We start from the raw sequence: 16,570 nt of genomic DNA, 5'->3' as shown, positions 1-16,570 counted from the left end.
GGGGCTGGGGGTTGCGAAGCAACCCCCAGCCGGGTAATTTATTGCCCGGTAGGCAAAAAACCTACCCTTGTGAACTGAGGCGGGGGATAGGGCGCAGCCAGGGCGCAACTCACTCTACGGCGCCCCGATGCTCCATTGCTGATTCAGGCCGCCGTCCCAGTCCCAGAGGTCGATGGCGGTGCCGTTGGCGGTGAGCTGGGCGTGGGCGTCGAGCGCGCGGCCGCTTTGTGCGCCGATGATTTTGAAGTAGCCGCTGTCGGTGGGGGAGATGGTCCAGACCTGGTTGCCGCCGCCGTTATAATCCCAGAGGTTGATCGCGGTTCCATTCGCGGTCCCTTGCCCGGCGGCGTCGAGCGCGCGGCCGCTCTGTGCGCCGATAATCTTATAACCGCCGCTGACCGGCGTGATCACCCATTGCTGGTTGCCGCCGGCGTTGTAATCCCACAGATCGATCGCCGAGCCGTTGGCCGCGCCTTGAGCCGCGACATCGAGCGCCCGCCCGCTTTGTCGCCCGATGATCCGGTACGTCCCGGCGCTTACGGAGGAGTTCACCGTGAATGGGGTCGAGTTGATCGCCTGGTACGGAAGCGCTCCCTTGATCATCTTGCCGCCGTTATTCGTGAGGCGCAGGTAGTAATCCGAGGAGACATGCTTGCCGTCGGCGTCCAGCGTCAGGAACCACTGGTTGGTGGGGATCATGGACGAGTCTTCCGCGCATTTGAAGATGGCCGTGCCTTCGTTCATCTCATCGAACATCGAGATGTAGACGCTTGGGACGCCGACCTGCTTGACGAGCGCGAACTGCGACCACATGAAGTCGCCATGGTTTCTTGGGATCGCGTTTTGCGTCGAACCGTTGGAGTTATGGAACGAAAAGCCGGGGTAGACGTCCGATTGGTAGTCGATGTTATGCGAATTGCAGTAGGAGTAATCGGCCGTCATCCAGGGCTGATCCGGCCCCCCGCCGACCTGCCAGGGCATGATCATATCGCACAGGGGCCACACGGCGCCGTAGCCGGCCTGCGTGTTGTCGTTGGCGCCTCCGCTGCCGGTGCGCCAGTCGCCGGCGACTCCGGCGATCACGTAGCAGCCCTGCGCCTTGAACCAGTTGATAATCGCCGCGCCGTCCGTGGGGTTGGGGAAGAACTTGTAACCCACGCCCCAAATGCAGACGACGGGCTTGCCGTTCTGTTTGGCGTACGCCGAGGACGACGTCAGATGCAGGGTGTTGACGATCGTGTTGGTCCAGTCGGTCTCCATGCCCGCCGTGCCGCCGGAGGTGTCGTACATGATGTAGAACTTGCGGCCCGCCGCCTGGGCGGCGTTCATCACCCGAGTCGCTTCCCCATCCCGCTGCGCCTTGAGTGTACTGCCGGGAGTGATCTCATTGACGAAGCGCTGGAGCGCCGCCGTGTCGATCCCGTTCTGCGCCATCCAGTTGAAGTGGACGTTGACCGTCGACTGGTCGTACGACGAGAACATCTTCGCCGGCTGGCCGTTGCCGAGATTGGCGTAGGGCGTTTGATAGGTCGTCGTGTACTCCCGAACATCGGGCCAGAGTTCATAATTCGTATGGTTCCAGCTGTTCGACGGCGAACCGTCACCCGCCGATGAGAACCATCCTTGGTATCCAACCGTCACCTTGCCGACGACATCGCCGACAGGACTGCCCGCGTGCGCGCCGCCCATTCCGGCGGCCCCCGCGAGCGCGAGGCATACCATCATCTTGCCGACCCGCACCGCATCTTTGAGTTGTGTTTTCATTGATCTCCTGATTTCTCTTGAGTGTGTTCGTAATGTGATGCGCGTTAAGAAGGCCGGCGAATGAATTCGCGCCTAAAAGTACGGCCGTCCGCCTTCGCGGACTTCGGAACCTACGGCATTAAGATAAGCGCCTTCGGCGCAAAATTCTGAACCCGCGCAGGCGGGTGACCGTACTTTTAGCCGCGAATTCATTCGCCAGGCATTTCCGTTCGCTAAGGCGTCCCAAAGCTCCATTGCTGATTGAAGCCGCTGTCCCAGTCCCAGATATCGATCGGCGTTCCGTTGACCGCGCCCTGGCCGTGGGCGTCGAGAGCGCGTCCGCTTTGGACGCCGACGATCGCGAAGTTGCCGCCGTCCGTGGGCGAGATCGTCCAGAGCTGGTTGAGGCCGCCGTTGTCATCCCATAGATCGATGCCTGTTCCGTTGACCGTGGCTTGGCCGGCGACGTCCAGCGGGCGTCCGCTTTGCAGGCCGACGATTTTGTAAGCGCCGCCGGTTACGGGCGTGACGGTCCAGCGCTGGTTGGCGCCCGCGTTATCATCCCAGAGATCGATGTGGGTTCCGTTGCCGGTGTTCTGGCCGGCGGCGTCCAGGGCGCGTCCGCTTTGCCGTCCCATGATGCGATAGGTTCCGGCGGCGAGGGGAGGGGTAAAGGCGGCGGTGAATTTCTTCAGCGTCGCGCTTCCATCGTTATTGTTGGTGAGAACGCGTGGCTGGTTGTCGCCGCCGACATCGAGGCCGGCCTGACGCCAGGGCGCGGCGGGCGTGTAGGTCTGATAGTTGACGGGGTTGGAGCCGTCGGACTGAAGCGACCAGAGGGTGGCGAACCCGGCGCTGTGCTTCCAGAGCACCTGCGGCTGATTGTTGGGGCCGATACCCATATCGGAGGCGACAAAGCTGGCGAATGGGCCGTAAGCGGGGCCGGCAGCGGGGCTGCTTCCGTCCGAATTCGTGCGCCAGAGCTGCATGCGGCCGTCGTAACTGCCCCAGAGGATATGCGGCAGATTGTCCGCGCCGACGGCGACGGCCTTGTCCGCGTATCCGGCAGGCGCGGCCGAGACGGCGCTGGTCACCGGGTTCGTGTCCGTGGCGGAGAGACGCCAGAGGAACTCGGAGTTGTTGGTGTCGTCCCAGAGCACATGCGGGAGATTGTCCGCGCCGACGCTGATGTCGCGCGGCAGGAACGAGGTAATTGGGCTGAAGGTCTGGCTGATCGCGGGATTCGCTCCCGTCGAACTCAGCTTCCAGAGATTGACGGTTTGATTGACGTTTGTCCACAGGATGTGCGGGCAGTTGTCCGGCCCGACGCACATCGCGGTCACACGCCAGCCGGGAAAGGGACCGTAGTTGTTTGTGCTGATGACCGTCACGCCGTCCGTCGCGATCGTCTGGAGCGAGATCGAGCCATTGGTGTCGGTGGCCTTCAATACGCGTGTTTGATTGTCCGGGCCTACGGCCACGAAGCTTGGCGGAATGGGCGCCGCGTTGGTCATGGCCCGATACACGTCGTTGGCGAGGATGGCATGCCCGGCGTCGCTGGGGTGAACGCCGTCGACAAAGTCCTCGGGGACGTTTCGGGTCGGCGTGTAGTTATCGATCAAGTTCGCGCCCGTCAGGGTGCGCAGGGCGGGGATGACGCCGTTTTCCAGGTGGACGGCGCGTAAGTTGCCGACGCCGTAGATCGCGGGGGGCAGGCAGATATAGATCTTGGGATGCGCGGGCAGGGCCGCGTAGTGGTTGATCAGCGCCTGCGCGTCCGCCGCGTACTCGTTCCCGAGCTGTGTCCAGACATTGTCCAGCGCGTCGTTTGTCCCGAGCTGGATGATGACGATATTCGGGTTGGCGTTGGTGCTGTTCGTATACTCGGCCGTCTTCACATAGGCGATGTCCAGGTTCGGGTTCGAGATCATCGCCTTTCCCGGGTTGCCGTAATTGGTGACGGCGTATCCCGAGCCAAGCATCTGCTGGAGCAGCGCCACATAACTGGTCGTCGCGCTGTTGGAAGCGCCCTGGCCCCAGGTGATGCTGTCGCCGACACACGCCACGCGGATCTGCGCCGCGCCGGTCTTGCCGATCAGCAGGCTGACCAGTAGCGCGGAAGCCGTTCGTGTGACGGTTTTGAGTCGTGTTCTTTTCATGGATGGATGCGCCTCATCGCTGCATTTGTATTGCGATTATATCGATTAAAACTTAATTCGATACCCGTTCACGTGATCTGCGATATTTATGATACAATAGTGCATCAGTATCGTCAATGACTATGACGTGATCAATTGTGTGGCGACGTGACACCGATGTCCGGAGAGTGACAGAAAATTGCAATGACCGATCGTAAAGCCCTGTATCCCCTGAAGAGCCTCGATTGGCTGCCGCCGATCGCCACGCTTCCGGTGCCGATGGATGAGCTGGCGCGCCACCACTCCACGCATAAAAGCACCTTTGAAACGCTTTGGAATACGACATTCCATGTGCTGGAAAACGGGCCGCTGCTGCCGCGTTCGATCGATGTGACGATGCAGATCGCGCGCGACGCCCGATATCGCAACGACTGTATCTACAGCCCGGGCGACGAAGTTCGGTATTTCTGTTATACGCTGTCCGGGAGGGGGGTGTATGAGGACAATACCGGCGCCTATCCCGTGCCGGCGGGGACGGGGTTTCTGGTGGAGAAAGATAACCCGTACGCCAGTTACTACTATCCACCAGACGCGACCGAGCCCTGGCAATATTTAGGCTTTGACTTTCATGGCCTGGCCGCGCACGCGATGACGCGTGCGCTGATCCATAACTATGGCTCGGTCTATAAGCTGTCTCCCGAGACCCCCATCATCAAGCGTCTGCTCGCGTATGAGGCGGACGGCTACCGGGTGACGAATATCCATGTCTCGGACGCCGCCCAGCTGGTGATCGAGCTGATGCTGGCGCTGATGGCGGCGGCGCGGACGACGGAAGACACCGATCCCGCGATTGAACTGGTGCGCCGCGCCGTCACGATGCTGAGCGGCGACGAGGAGATCCCGATCCAGAACGTCGCGCGCGAGCTCGGCGTCAGCCGCGAACACCTCTCGCGCTGCTTCCAGCGCCGCCTTGGCGTGTCGCCCCGCCAGTTTTGTTTTGAACAGCGCATCCGCCGCGCCTGTTTCCTGCTCAAGAACACGGATACGCCCATCAAAACCATCGCCGCGCAGCTCGGCTACTCCGACTACGCCAACTTCATGCACGCCTTCCGACAGGTGATGCAAATGACGCCCAGCGATTTTCGGCTGCACGGCTCCCTGCCGCTCTCGCAGCAGTTCACAAAAGAAAGTGGAAATATTGTGGAAACACAGGCGTAAAATACGCGATTATTGGGTAGCATTGTTGGGCAATTAGAACAAATTCTGATTGCCGCTTCTGTTAGCGCTGCAGACCATTCACTTCACTGCAAGACCTCTGTCCAAAGAAGGAGATGCTCAGTTGTGAAAACATCCGTCAATGACGCACGCGCTCGCTTAGCAAGATCCGGCGGGTCTCTCTGTATTCTTACATGCCTGGTGCTGGGCTCCGCCTCCGTCGCGCGCGGCGCGGCTTTTGTCACCAACGACAGCACATTTACGAAATCCGGCAAAGATGTCATCGCCACATTTAGCATTGAAGACATCACCGGCGGCGTGGACAGCTACGGCAATCTGCCGGCGACCTTCTGCGCGTGTCTAATGCAGAAGAACCTGATCTTCGCCGACACGGACCTGGGCTGTTACCAATTGACGCTCAACCAGAGTGACGTCACCCAAACGGCCGGCCAGTTTGGCGGCTTCGGCTATCTGTCTCTTCCCATCACGCACAAGTTCGCGGGCGCGGCGTCCGGGAAGAACTTCTACATCAAGATCACCCCAGGCCCCTGTCCCGCTCCTGAACCGTCCACGATGGCGGCGTTCGCCATCGGCAGCCTGGTGCTGATGGGGCTCCGAATGCGCTACCGCTCCGCATAAAGTTCGGTCTTAGAAATTGGGGTGAGCGTCATGTTCGGCGTTCGCCCCGAACCGTCGTTCTCGTGTTTTAGGGTGTACAACGGGTGTACAGTATGGTATGATGGAGTCAGCAAGGAGTGAGAAGCATGAAAAACCATACCCCAACTACCCAGCGGGAAAGTCGGCTTTCTATTCGCGCATCTGAGCCAGATAAAACGCTATTGGCGCAGGCTGCTCGCGCCCGCAGTATGAACATGAGCCAATTTGTGCTGGAGGCGTCCCTGGACGCCGCCCGCGCCATCATCGCCGATCAAACAGAATTTCATCTTCCGCCCGAACAATGGGAAGCTTTTTGCCAGCGACTAGAGGAAGCGCCAAAAAACATTCCGGCGCTTCGCCAATTGTTCAGCGAGGCAGATCCTTTTCATGGATGATGAAGTATTGCATTCACCGGCGTTGCTTGCCAAGAGCCATGAGATCGCCGGCTTTGATTGCGGCAAATCTCCCCTGAATGATTTTCTGAGAAAGTATGCTCTTCAAAACCAGGCCAGCGGAGGAGCGAGAACCTATGTTATAGCGCGAGGCAAACGCGTAATCGGCTATTACAGCCTTGCTCCGGCTTCCGTGGCGCCAGAAGCGGCGCCCGATCGCGTCACCAAAGGTCAGGGGCGTTACCCCGTGCCGGTCATTCTTATGGCCCGCTTTGCCGTAGATCAGAACGAGCAAGGCAAGGGACTTGGCAAGGCTTTGCTTCGGGATGCCCTTCGTCGCGCCTTGTACGGGGCAGAAGCCATAGGAGGGCGGGCGTTTTTGGTTCATGCGAAAGACGAAGAGGCCAGGACTTTCTATCAAAAGTTTGGGATGGAGGCGTCACCGACCAACTCACTGCACTTGTTTCTGCTGTTCAAGGATATCCGCCAATCTATAGAAGCGGAAGCCTGATTTTACGCCTTCTCCAGCTTTGCAAATCCTGTGTCCAGCTTTTTGATCCCCACCGGCGCGGGGAACGCGATCGTGACGACGGTGTCGCCTTCGAAGCTGACGACGGTTCCGGTGCCGAACTTCTCGTGTTTGACTTTTTGGCCGAGGTTGAACGGGCGGTCGACGGGCGGGGCGGCGGTGGTGCGGGCTTTCTGGGCGCTGCCGCGCGCGAGGTCGTCCCAGCGGGGGGCGATGTGGCTTTCGGCGCGGTACTGGTTGGTTCCAAGGGTGCTCTGGTAGGGCTCCATGGACGGGCGGCGGGTGGACTTCGCCAGAAAGAGCGACATGGGGATCTCGGAGATGAAGCGCGAGACCGGGTTGCGTTGGGTCTGGCCGAACAGGGTGCGCGCGCCGGCGTAGGACATGTAGAGCTCGGTCTGCGCGCGGGTGATGCCGACATAGCAGAGACGTCGTTCTTCTTCGAGCTCGGCCTGTTTGCCCATGCTGCGGCTGTGCGGGAAGACGGCTTCCTCCATGCCGATCATGAACACGACTGGGAACTCCAGGCCCTTGGCGGCGTGCAGGGTCATGAGCGTGACGGAGTTGGCGTCGTCTTCCAGGGAGTCGAGGTCGGAGACGAGCGCGACATTTTCCAGGAACATCGACAGCGTGCGGTCTTCGGGTTCGGCGGTCTGCTCCTCGAAGGCATGGGCGACGGTGAGAAGCTCGCGGACGTTTTCAATGCGCGAATCCGATTCGGGCGTCTTCTCGCGCTTGAGGGCGTCGATGTACCCCGACGTATCGATCACGTTCTGCAATAACTCGACCACGCCCTGGTTCTCGCGCCGGCCGATCAGGTACTCGATCATCTTGACGAACGCCTGGACGTTGTGCCGGGTGCGCGACGAGAGTTCGATCTCGTTGACCCGGCGGCAGGCGTCCCAAAATGAGATCTCGTACCGGGAGGCGAAGTTGTTGATCTTGTCGATGGTCGTGACGCCGATGGCGCGGGCGGGGACGTTGATGATGCGCCGCATCGACAGCCCATCGAACGGGTTGGTGATGACGCGAAGATACGCGATGATGTCCTTGATCTCACGCCGCTCGTAGAACCGCACGCCGCCGACAATCTTATATGGGATCCGATAATTGATAAACTGCTCTTCCATCGCCCGCGACTGCGCGTTGGCGCGGTAGAGCACGGCGAAGTCTTGATAGCGCCGGTCGCCGGTGATGGTCGCCTCTTTGATGATGTTGACGATCGCGACCGCCTCCTCCACCTCATTGGGCGCCTCGATCAGCGTCACGCTCTCGCCTTCGGCCTTATCAGTCCAGAGCCGCTTGTCCGCGCGTCCCCGATTGTTCTTGACCACATGATACGCAGCGTCCAGAATCGTGCGCGTCGAGCGATAGTTCTGCTCTAATTTGATAATCGTGGCGTCGGGGAAGTCGCGCTCGAAGTTCAGGATGATCTGGACATTCGCGCCGCGGAAAGCGTAGATGCTCTGATCGTCGTCGCCGACCGCGCAGATATTGCGGTGCTTGCCGGAGAAGAGCGAAAGCAGCTTGTACTGGCTGTCGTTGACGTCCTGAAACTCATCGCAGTGGACATACTGGAATCGGTTCTGGTAATGCTCGCGCGCCTTGTCCGATTCCCGCAAAAGCTGCACGGTCTTCATGATCAGATCGTCGAAGTCCAGCGCATTCGACAGCGCCAGCTTCTCCTGATACGACTGATAGACCCCCGCCACCGCCCGCTCGAACGGCGACGCCGTGTAGTCGCCCTTGATATCTTCCGGCCCCTGCATCGTCTCTTTATACTTGCTGATCTGCGACAGGATCGCGCGCGGCGCGAACTGCTTCTCATCAAGATGCTGTTCCTGCACCGCCTCCTTGATCAGCGACAACTGATCCCCATCATCATAGATGACAAAGTTCTTGTCCAGCCCGATCATCGTGCCGCGCTCCCGCAGGATCCGCGCGCACAGCGAGTGAAACGTCCCCGCCCACAGCTCCCGCGTCACCGTCTCGCCAACGAGCCGCACGATACGCTCCTTCATCTCCGCCGCCGCTTTATTGGTAAAGGTGACTGCCAAAATGTTGTACGGCCGCACATACCGCTCACGAATCAGATACGCAATCCGCTTCGTCAACGCATTCGTCTTGCCCGACCCCGCGCCGGCAAAGATCAGCAGCGGCCCGGTTTCATGCAGCACCGCCTGCGTCTGCGGCTCGTTGAGGCCTTCTAAGAGTGGAGAGATCATGGGGTTATTATACCGGATGCGGAGCATCCGTTCGACTCACGGCGGGATCAAGCTCCCGTGCGCTTGCTTTCCATCTCTTCGCGTACGAACTGTGCAAAAGGAGTGATATTGCGTCTCACAGACGCTTCTTCGAGCGCTGCAAGATACTCTTCACGCCGGTTCTGATGGATGACTGTCCACGGGAAACCGCCAGAACTGAACCCCGCATTCATGATGAATCTGCCGATTCGCCCGTTGCCATCCGTATAGGGATGAACGAACACAAAGATAAAATGCCCCAGCACGGCTTGAACGGCGGCGTTCTCTTCCGCCGTCATCAGCTCGATAAAGGTATCCATGCAGTCCGGTACAGACTCGGCGGCTGGCGGAACGTGCATGGATCCTCGCAGGTAGACAGGATTATTGCGGTATCCTGCCAGTTGTGCGGGCTTGATAATTCCAGCCGTCGCCTGAGGGGAGAACATCTGTGTATACCAGTCATGAAAATCGTTATCGATGACTTTTGCCGCCTCAACTCCATTCAAGATTCGCTCGATGCTCTGTTTTACAGCTTGAAACGCTAAATAGTATCCGTGCGCGGCCAGCGCGTCTTGATGCATGCGATCTTCGGGAGTGGCTTCGGGATTCCATCCGTAGTCGCGTACGCGCTGAATCAGTTCGGGAGTGACGCGATAGCCTTCAATGGACAGCGAATTATACGCATCTGCGGCATATCTATCTTCGAGGTCCGCTAAATATTCTGCAGTGGAGAGTAGAGGAATATTATAGTCCGCGAATTGCTCGATAACTTGATCGCGCATGTCTGCCCACAGACCTTCTAAACGAGCGATGTGCGGCGATACAATGCGTGTTCGCCCACTGAGCATTGGCTCAGGGCGGCGAAACGGGTTCTTCTCTTCAATTGTGTGTCCTGCGGCAACCATCGCCGATTTTATGCGGCTTGCTGTCTTGGTGTCTCCTAGAAAATTGTAAGCCCCAACCAGTCTTCCTGCTTTGGTGGTGCTGCCGTTTTCCAGCAGAATTTCGAGCAGTTCGCTGGGATCGCGCACCATCCGAAGCGCCAGTTCCATCTCTTCTGCATTGTTTGCATAATAGGGTTCAGAGACTTTGCAGATGGCGGCGGCTAGGCTGAGAGTCCAGACGCCGTCGATCTTCATCTTCTGTTGGGCAGAGATATTTTCAGGTGAAGCGAACACCGTGATGGAAGTATCATGCGGCAGGCTAATCGTATTATTGATCCTGCTCGTGACGCTGACTAGGATTTGCTGTGGGATAATGGTCGATTGAACATGCTTCTTAATCGATGCTTCCGCAGATAAGCAGTATTCGTCACCGAAGCGCGCTTGGAGATACTGGGAGATGAATGACCAATATGCGCCGAACCATGACGCCGTGGAGCCTGATGGCGCTGTAGGGTTTGCAACCTGAAGCCAGCCATTGATGATGGGTGTGAGAAAGCCTGCAGTTACCAGGCGATCACGATAGCGCCTGCTCAGATCCTCAGAGCGCACTATGCCGTGTTTCTGAACTGCCTGAAGCGCCTCCATCGCCGCCGCGAGTTTTTCATTACCTTGAGCCATAAGATAGATTGTATCATATTCATCGATTTGTGTACAAGGCAATTCATCTTTTTGTGTACAAGTGTTTTTATCTTTTTTTGCCGATGTGCTTTTCCCAATCCGCCCAAAGCTCCCGCGTCACCGTCTCGCCGACGAGCCGCACAATGCGCTCCTTCATCTCCGCCGCCGCCTTATTGGTAAAGGTGACCGCCAAAATGTTATAAGGCCGCACATACCGCTCACGAATCAGATACGCAATCCGCTTCGTCAGCGCATTCGTCTTGCCCGACCCCGCGCCGGCAAAGATCAGCAACGGCCCGGATTCATGCAGCACCGCCTGCGTCTGCGGCTCGTTGAGGCCTTCTAGGAGTGGAGAGATCATGGGGAGATTATACCCGGTGAGGAGACGCCGAAGCGAACGGACGTTTTCGCGAGGTGCGTTTTTGTGATATGATGCTTTAGGGCGAACATCACATTTGCTTGCTAATCGCTTTCGGAGAAATAGTAGCAAATGGACGAAGATATCGAAATCTTGATGGACCCAGCGATGGTCGCACAGGGCTATATTCTACTGATGCAAGCATGCAGTCGCGAGAATTACGCGGCGGTTGTGGATCAACTTCAGAACGGAGCAGATGTGAATGCGGATAGCAAATATGGACGATCCGCGTTGCTGCTGGATCATGGCACTGATATTAATGCGCACTCGTTCCATGAACTCGAGTATCGAACATGCGCCGGGCATTGCGAAGAAGCGGAAGCGTGTGATCACAATCCTTGAGCAGACGGGCGGAATACGTTAAGACCAATGATCAAATTGATAAATTCTACAAGCGCATACTGGGAAATCTGGAATGATGGCTCAGACATTACGGTGCACTGGGGCCACGTGGGGCATCGTGGTCAGTCAAAGACGGGACAAATTCCCAGCAGCGAAATCGAGAGTGTCATGAAGGCTCTTGCCGAGGAACAGCGCGCCGAAGGATTCCGAGACTTGACTGACGAGGACTACATCGATTTCGTCATTCAATATTGTATCGATGGATGGGGGACAGAAACCGATCTGCATCGGCGGCATAGGATTGAAGATTTGATGAACGAAGTCTTGGGGTGGACCGGAAACGGACACTGCGATGGCGGCGACATTGGTTCCGGTTCGATGACAATCTACTGCTTCGTGCTGGATATAGAGGCGGCTCATAAAACGGTGTGGGAGGAACTGACCGCGCGTGAGTGGGACGCCGGCGCCACTCTCGCCTACAGTAAAGAGGATGAGTACGTTGTCCTGCATCCTAAGGGCGGAGCCATAATCTTGTGACGGCAGGCGGCTTAGCATTCGCACATATCTTAAAACGTGCAGATTCGAACCTTTATGACATACCGTTATTCACGAATGAATTGTGTAAATAAAAGCGACAGCATTATCTTGAAAAATGATCTCGAGCAACGCGGGTATTGCATTTTTGAGTTAGACGGGCGTTGTGTCCATGACAAGTCCAGTTTTCTCGCACAAGCGGCTGTAGATTTACCACAACCCATCGAACTCATTTCTCTCAACAAATGGGACGCATTTCAAGATAGTATTTATATGAACCTCCTTGACATCAAAGAGCCAAATGTTGCAATCATATGGAACGATGCCCAGGAAATGTTGAAACATGGCTTGTAAGATTTAATAGTCGCTCTAAGTTGCTTCGAACAACTATCTGACAGTGTATCACACACGAGAACCGGATTTCCAACTCCTATGAGTTTACTAATATTTCTCGTAGGAGAAGGGCCAAATTTCCCAAATTTGATTTCAGTGGTATACAATTCGGATCATCTTTGTTTGGATTAAAAATTTGCGATACATAGATTATGTGGATACAGAAGGTGGACCGTTCCTGATTGCTGATGGTGGCATTGTGCAGTCTTGGCGTGGTTCCGATGACGGCAGTTTGGATTACGACAGAGCATGCGATATCCTACTGCCTGCAAAAGAGGGCAGCCTCTTATCTGTTGATGCAGGGCAAGCTCTCATTTGGGAGACAGATGGACCAGGAACTGGCGATGTCTATCAAATTAATGAAAACCAGTGGCTTATTTTGCGTGCTTGGTTAAATGAAGATACTCAGATTGCAATAGACGCTCTTGCGCAATCACCGTTGATAAATCCTGAAGATTTTGGAGTGATCGAAATAACCTCTGAAGTACTGGCAATTTTATGGGCTCCCGAAAGCGGTTCATGTATTCTTGATTTGAATGTGCTAGACAATGAGCGCCCTATGGGAGAAATGGCGACGGGGTCAGGCGGGTTGTTGATTAAAGTCAAGAATGGCATATATCGATGTTTCGGGGATAAAGTCGCAGTGAATGACGATACTGCAAGGCGGTGTCATCTTGTCCGACTGCATGTGTAGAGTGGTGGGGCGTTGATATGTCGTTTTTATCCAGAACAGGCGCTCATCGGAAAAGACCTGCACATCATGAGAAGATGGCGGTTCAGCACGAGAACTCAGGTGTCATTACTTACACCATTCCCGTGTTTAGTCTCATTGCCGGTGTAGAGAATATACTTCGCGAACAACTCCTGAATTGCGAGGCAATCTGGCTGTGGTGTAATTACAGTGACGAAGAACTGAATAAAGATCCAGGGCTGGCAAACCGATATTCGCTTCAACACTATCGCGTAATCTCTCCGGAAAATATCGATACTGTGATGCGAGAGATCTTATCTGGCGGAAATCTGAGTTATGGCGAAGATTTTACAATCTATGGCCTCGATCCCTCGGTACACGACTTCTGGAGAAACGAAGAGTGGTTAGAGGATAATCTTCGAATGATGGGGCAGGGGATTGGCGGCGTATGGATCATTATCAACCAGTTAAGCGATGTGTCCAGTCAGCAGATTTTTGTCTCGCCCGACCCTGCGTCTCCTATCCATGCGATGCTCCAAACCTGGATCGCGCTTACTGGCGGGGAGTGCGTCGAAATGCCGTACGACGCTCAGAGCCCCTGGAGCTTTGAGAGAGGATTTCTTTATTGACACGAGTCGAAGAAGAAGCGGACTATATGGGATTGACGTTCGCTTTCGAGGAAGCGAGCGGACGCTGGATCGCCCAACTTAGTACATGGCGTTCTGGGTGCGAACTATTAGTCAGGGCTTCACTGGCGAAACGGAGCTCATCTGCGGAAGCGGCGACGAAATCTAATTCGAGCTGCTAAATGAGAGACAGGCCATAAAATTATCGGATGGCGTAAACATCATAACTCGCCGTGCGCCTGAGGACATTCGTCGCGTTGACGGGAGTCACGCTGCACCAAGATATTCGCGCGGTCTCGTATCCCGCCGGCCATGGCCGAAGGCCTCATTGGGGTGGGTTTGTACGAGAGAGCGTTTGCCCTCGCTCGTCAAAAAAACGCCGGGCTTGGAGCAGGGCGGGGACGATGGCGGTGATGTGGGTCAGGGTGGGGCTGGTGAGCGTGTGCTCCTGGACGGTGAGGAGGCTGACGCCGCGCCCACGCATGGCGCGCAGGGTTTCGTGGGTATTCTCGGCGGTGACAAGTGGGTCGGATTGCAGGCAGACTAGCAGCATCCGGGCGCGGGGTGACCAGTCGTAGCAGTTATTCTCAAGAAGCTCGCGCATGATGGGGTCGGCGGGGTCGGTTTTGCGCAGGGCCTCGCGGAGCCTGGGAGTCGTGAGGCGGTCCATCGAGTTTTTGGCGCGCAGCAGGGTGGCGGTTACGACCAGCCGTTTGACGATCACTTCGTCGGTAAGCCCGCGATCGAAGACGCGTGAGACGACCAGGGCCATCGCGGGGGCGAGGTAGTCCGTGAGCTTCACCCCACGGTTCTTATAGGCGGTGTGCATCAGATAGGCCATCAGATACAGGCGTCCCGCGAACACGGTGGCGTTTGCGCTGGGCGCGAGCAGGGATCGCGGCGTGACATCGCTCAGATCGTATGGGCCGGAGAGCGGCGCGGACGCCGTTAGCTGGGCGGCCATGGCGGGACTTTGCTCCAGCGTCCGCACGGTCCACATCGCGATCGCGCCGCCTTCGGAATAGCCGGTGATGAAGAGGGGGCGGCCGACCGTGATGTGAAGCTGCTGGGCCGCCGCCCGGGCGGGCGCGATCAGATCTACGGACGAGGGACTGCTGAGCCGCGCCATTGGGAATGGGTGAATCCCTTTGTCGTCGCCCAGGCCCGGATAATCGGGCATCGCGATCGCGTATCCGCCGGAGGCGAACGCCAGCGTCGCCGCCTGTTCCTCGGATGACTTCGCGGCGCCAGTGTACCGCGAGGGAGCGGCCTCCCGGTGGGAGATCGTCCCATGGTCAAAGACGATCAAGCCTCGGGGCGCGCCGCCATGCGGCAGGACAAGCAAACCGCTGAGGACCGCCGGCCGGCCTTTGGCGTCGACCGATCGATATCGGATCTTATAGAATTCCGTCGTTTGAGTGGCGAGATGGATATCGCCGATGGCGGCTTTGGCTCGGGTATTAAAATTCGCCGGCGAGAGAGCGCCGTTTTTATGAACGGAGACGAGATTGTTCGCCTCGGCCGTGGCGGCGAGCGCCGGCAGGATGGCGAGACATAGCGGGACCCATTTTCGCAAGAACGATTTCCTTTCGACGCAACGCCGCCCGTCGCGGCGTGGGGATGAACGTGTGATTTGGCTTCATCATACCCACATCGCCGGCGTTCGGAACGGCTCCGCACTGCCGCCGGCCACGGAGCAAATACGCTCCGTGGCCGGCGGCGATTTGCGGACGCCCCTACGCCGTGAGGCTGCTGCGGCGGCGGCCGGCGAAGAAAACGAGGCTCACGAATCCGGCGAAGAGTGCGGCGGATGAGCTGGGTTCGGGGACGGCGGTTTCGATGAAGTAGGTATCGACTTTGGCGAAGTTTCCGGGGCTGGTGATATCGCCGTTCGGCTTGACCGTATAGTCGGCCTTACGGTTCTCAGCTTTGTGATTGCCCTGTGTGGGGTCGTCAATCGTGGAGATGGTGTAACTGACGACGCGTCCCTTCTTATCCAGCGTGGGAATGATCTTGGAGACAAAAGCGCAGTGCCCGCCCTGGCCCTTCGACTTCAAAATCACCTCGACGTCTTTCTTTTTATTCAGTGCGGCGATGGCGTTGGCAATCCCGCCGTTCTTCTCGGTTTTGATCGGCAGCTTCTTCGCCTTGTCGTAGGCGTCCTTTCCTGGTTTCAGATTGTCAACATTGGTGCCGTTGCCGCCGTCTCCCACGCTCGATTGCATCGTGGTCTTCAGCGCATTGTAGACGTCCTGCGCTGAGTCGGGGGTATTGACGTTTTTGTGCTGCGATTGCAGATACTTGATGGAGCGCGCTGTGGCGCCCGGCACGCAGCCCATTTTGTCTTCGTCCACCGCCGCGACATCCGTTTCTTTTCCCGCGATCTGCCCGCCTTTCCCCTGCGTCTCACCCGCGTTGGCGCCTTTGAAATTTTCGGCCTTGGGAGGCGCGTCGCGTCCCGTGCCGCCGAGGAAGGTCGTCCCCGTATCCGGGTCCGTACCGTCCACGCCGCCGTAGAGCAGAGACAAGTTGTCAACTCCCGCCGTGGCGAAGCTGCCAGTGGGCGCGAGGCCCAGCGGATCCATATTGATCGTCGCGTAATAGCCGAGCTGGGTGACGTCCATTCCCGGCGTGACTCCCAGATCGAACATGACCGAGTCCGGCAGGCTGCCGTTGAACGAGGACAGACCCTGAAATTGAACCGGAAGGTTTTGCACCGCCCAGTTCATCGTGGCGCCGTCCTGAACATTCGTCACCACGTTGATGTAACCCGTGTACGTAGAGCTCGAAGGATCGTACTGAAGAGCGCTGAGGTCCGAGCTGGTCAGGTGGATGTCCACCTGGCCCCAGTCGGAATTCTGACTGGTGAATCCGGTGAAATCCGACAGCCAGTCCGCCTGATGGAAGGTAAGGTTCGCCGCGCCGGCGGGAGAGGGGAAGACGGCGAGCCCGAGCGCCGCCGCGAACGGGGCAAGAAATCGCCCGAAGGACCCTGGAAAGACTTGCTTCATGACGCTAAACTCCTGTGGATGCAGTAGGATTGAGTTGAGCCGAGCCGTCGGCGCGAACGCCGATCTTTCAATGGTC

Annotated in this window: 15 protein-coding genes and 1 pseudogene; 9 read left to right on the top strand and 7 right to left on the bottom strand. The window is 57.5% G+C overall.

Translation table 11 applies throughout. The features are described 5' to 3' along the window. Positions 1–114: 114 nt before the first annotated feature. Both D5261_RS05715 and D5261_RS05710 read right to left on the bottom strand, forming a co-directional pair. Complete coding sequence (locus D5261_RS05715; RefSeq protein ID WP_119321093.1) at positions 115–1,764, bottom strand: RICIN domain-containing protein; 1,650 nt, start codon at positions 1,762–1,764, stop codon at positions 115–117. A 212-nt stretch (positions 1,765–1,976) separates the two neighbouring features. Then, on the bottom strand, positions 1,977–3,902 hold the full coding sequence (locus tag D5261_RS05710; RefSeq protein ID WP_119321092.1) for an RICIN domain-containing protein: 1,926 nt from the start codon (positions 3,900–3,902) through the stop codon (positions 1,977–1,979). A gap of 183 nt (positions 3,903–4,085) precedes the next feature. On the opposite strand from D5261_RS05710, the gene D5261_RS05705 reads away from it, so the two are divergent. The 4 genes from D5261_RS05705 (at position 4,086) to D5261_RS05690 (ending at position 6,656) form a co-directional block, all read left to right on the top strand. Continuing rightward, a complete protein-coding gene (locus D5261_RS05705; protein WP_119321091.1) occupies positions 4,086–5,099 on the top strand; it encodes an AraC family transcriptional regulator in 1,014 nt (337 codons plus the stop codon). A gap of 123 nt (positions 5,100–5,222) precedes the next feature. After that, a complete protein-coding gene (locus D5261_RS05700) occupies positions 5,223–5,735 on the top strand; it encodes a PEP-CTERM sorting domain-containing protein (protein ID WP_125205932.1) in 513 nt (170 codons plus the stop codon). Positions 5,736–5,860: 125 nt separating this feature from the next. After that, a complete protein-coding gene (locus D5261_RS05695) occupies positions 5,861–6,148 on the top strand; it encodes a type II toxin-antitoxin system TacA family antitoxin (protein WP_119321089.1) in 288 nt (95 codons plus the stop codon). Next, entirely contained in the window at positions 6,141–6,656 is a 516-nt protein-coding gene (locus tag D5261_RS05690; protein ID WP_119321088.1) for a GNAT family N-acetyltransferase, read from the top strand. Before D5261_RS05695 ends, D5261_RS05690 begins: the two co-directional genes overlap by 8 nt. 2 nt (positions 6,657–6,658) lie before the next feature. On the opposite strand, the gene pcrA is transcribed toward D5261_RS05690, so the two are convergent. The 3 genes and pseudogenes from pcrA to D5261_RS05675 form a co-directional block, all read right to left on the bottom strand. Continuing rightward, entirely contained in the window at positions 6,659–8,899 is a 2,241-nt protein-coding gene (pcrA, locus tag D5261_RS05685) for a DNA helicase PcrA (protein WP_119321172.1), read from the bottom strand. 47 nt (positions 8,900–8,946) lie between these two features. Continuing rightward, a complete protein-coding gene (locus D5261_RS05680; RefSeq protein ID WP_119321087.1) occupies positions 8,947–10,479 on the bottom strand; it encodes a Fic family protein in 1,533 nt (510 codons plus the stop codon). A gap of 103 nt (positions 10,480–10,582) precedes the next feature. Continuing rightward, a pseudogene (locus D5261_RS05675) lies at positions 10,583–10,840 on the bottom strand (UvrD-helicase domain-containing protein); the annotation flags it as partial. Positions 10,841–10,969: 129 nt separating this feature from the next. Here D5261_RS05675 and D5261_RS05670 point away from each other — a divergent pair. The 5 genes from D5261_RS05670 (at position 10,970) to D5261_RS05650 (ending at position 13,486) form a co-directional block, all read left to right on the top strand. Next, positions 10,970–11,239, top strand: a complete 270-nt coding sequence (locus D5261_RS05670; protein WP_119321085.1) for a hypothetical protein — start codon at positions 10,970–10,972, stop codon at positions 11,237–11,239. A gap of 27 nt (positions 11,240–11,266) precedes the next feature. Further along, entirely contained in the window at positions 11,267–11,776 is a 510-nt protein-coding gene (locus D5261_RS05665; RefSeq protein ID WP_119321084.1) for a hypothetical protein, read from the top strand. A gap of 108 nt (positions 11,777–11,884) precedes the next feature. Then, positions 11,885–12,127 carry a barstar family protein gene (locus tag D5261_RS05660; RefSeq protein WP_125205931.1) on the top strand — a complete coding sequence of 81 codons (243 nt, stop codon included), beginning with the start codon at positions 11,885–11,887 and terminating at the stop codon, positions 12,125–12,127. Positions 12,128–12,302: 175 nt separating this feature from the next. Beyond that, positions 12,303–12,860 (top strand): hypothetical protein, encoded by a 558-nt coding sequence (locus tag D5261_RS05655; RefSeq protein ID WP_125205930.1) that lies wholly within the window; start codon positions 12,303–12,305, stop codon positions 12,858–12,860. 74 nt (positions 12,861–12,934) lie between these two features. Then, positions 12,935–13,486, top strand: coding sequence for a hypothetical protein (locus tag D5261_RS05650; RefSeq protein ID WP_119321081.1), 552 nt, complete (start codon positions 12,935–12,937; stop codon positions 13,484–13,486). Positions 13,487–13,808: 322 nt separating this feature from the next. Here the strand turns inward: D5261_RS05650 and D5261_RS05645 are convergent, their stop codons facing one another. Both D5261_RS05645 and D5261_RS05640 read right to left on the bottom strand, forming a co-directional pair. Then, entirely contained in the window at positions 13,809–15,059 is a 1,251-nt protein-coding gene (locus tag D5261_RS05645; protein WP_119321080.1) for an alpha/beta hydrolase family protein, read from the bottom strand. Between the two features lie 160 nt (positions 15,060–15,219). Then, the gene (locus D5261_RS05640) at positions 15,220–16,494 is read right to left on the bottom strand and encodes a PEP-CTERM sorting domain-containing protein (protein WP_119321079.1); all 1,275 of its coding nucleotides are present in this window, start codon (positions 16,492–16,494) and stop codon (positions 15,220–15,222) included. Positions 16,495–16,570 lie beyond the last annotated feature (76 nt).

Origin of the sequence: Capsulimonas corticalis (assembly GCF_003574315.2) — a bacterium.
Classification (GTDB): Bacteria; Armatimonadota; Armatimonadia; order Armatimonadales; family Capsulimonadaceae; genus Capsulimonas; species Capsulimonas corticalis.
The sequence above is the reverse complement of the archived record's forward strand: the minus strand, read 5'-3'. Positions and strand labels throughout refer to the sequence as shown.

Excerpts from the sequence above, each read along its gene's own strand:
- D5261_RS05670 (WP_119321085.1), top strand. The coding sequence starts at position 10,970 with ATGGACGAAGATATCGAAATCTTGATGGACCCAGCGATGGTCGCACAG.
- D5261_RS05695 (WP_119321089.1), top strand. The coding sequence starts at position 5,861 with ATGAAAAACCATACCCCAACTACCCAGCGGGAAAGTCGGCTTTCTATT.
- D5261_RS05705 (WP_119321091.1), top strand. The coding sequence starts at position 4,086 with ATGACCGATCGTAAAGCCCTGTATCCCCTGAAGAGCCTCGATTGGCTG.
- D5261_RS05665 (WP_119321084.1), top strand. The coding sequence starts at position 11,267 with ATGATCAAATTGATAAATTCTACAAGCGCATACTGGGAAATCTGGAAT.
- D5261_RS05715 (WP_119321093.1), bottom strand. The coding sequence starts at position 1,764 with ATGAAAACACAACTCAAAGATGCGGTGCGGGTCGGCAAGATGATGGTA.
- D5261_RS05710 (WP_119321092.1), bottom strand. The coding sequence starts at position 3,902 with ATGAAAAGAACACGACTCAAAACCGTCACACGAACGGCTTCCGCGCTA.
- D5261_RS05680 (WP_119321087.1), bottom strand. The coding sequence starts at position 10,479 with ATGGCTCAAGGTAATGAAAAACTCGCGGCGGCGATGGAGGCGCTTCAG.
- D5261_RS05650 (WP_119321081.1), top strand. The coding sequence starts at position 12,935 with ATGGCGGTTCAGCACGAGAACTCAGGTGTCATTACTTACACCATTCCC.
- pcrA (WP_119321172.1), bottom strand. The coding sequence starts at position 8,899 with ATGATCTCTCCACTCTTAGAAGGCCTCAACGAGCCGCAGACGCAGGCG.
- D5261_RS05640 (WP_119321079.1), bottom strand. The coding sequence starts at position 16,494 with ATGAAGCAAGTCTTTCCAGGGTCCTTCGGGCGATTTCTTGCCCCGTTC.
- D5261_RS05690 (WP_119321088.1), top strand. The coding sequence starts at position 6,141 with ATGGATGATGAAGTATTGCATTCACCGGCGTTGCTTGCCAAGAGCCAT.